Below are 537 nucleotides of genomic sequence, written 5' to 3'. Positions count from 1 at the left end.
TATAAAGGCCGTCTAAAATACGGTTTTCAGACGGCCTTTGTCAAATTGGGGTTTTATTTGTCTTGAGCGTTTTTTTGTTCGCTAACAATCCATTGGGCAATATCTGAACCCAAGACTTTAGAAGTACGGTTCAAGACCGCACAAGAGCTTTTATAAGCGCCAAACATGCCGCCGGAAGAGTTGCGGGTGAAGGTTTTTTTATTAACTTGTTTGCCGTCAACATACAAAGCGGCTGAAACCGCCATACCTTTGGCGTGACCGATAAAGGCATTGCCTGCGCTCATGGCGGAAGTAATGGCGATATCTGCGTATGTGCCTTGTTTTTTACCGTCACGGACAACAGTTACATCACTTTTGGCTGCAGTTTCTTGCAAAGATTTGGACATAATGCTGCCCACTTCTAAACATTCAGAAACGATACGGGTATCGATTTCTTCTTTGTCGCGGTAAGGAATGCTTTCATTAATATGGACATCTGCGCTGGCAAATGCAGAAGCAAACAAGAATACGGTTGCAGTAGTTTTAATATACTTCTAT

At 42.8% G+C, this 537-nt stretch carries 1 protein-coding gene; it reads right to left on the bottom strand.

Annotated elements, in window-relative coordinates:
* Positions 1-53: 53 nt before the first annotated feature.
* Positions 54-503, bottom strand: coding sequence for a hypothetical protein (locus ACTHUT_RS21645; RefSeq protein ID WP_440419873.1), 450 nt, complete (start codon positions 501-503; stop codon positions 54-56).
* Between the last annotated feature and the right edge of the window lie 34 nt (positions 504-537).

Source organism: Neisseria sp. P0022.S010, from assembly GCF_051956635.1.
This window is presented reverse-complemented; position numbering and strand designations above follow the sequence as displayed.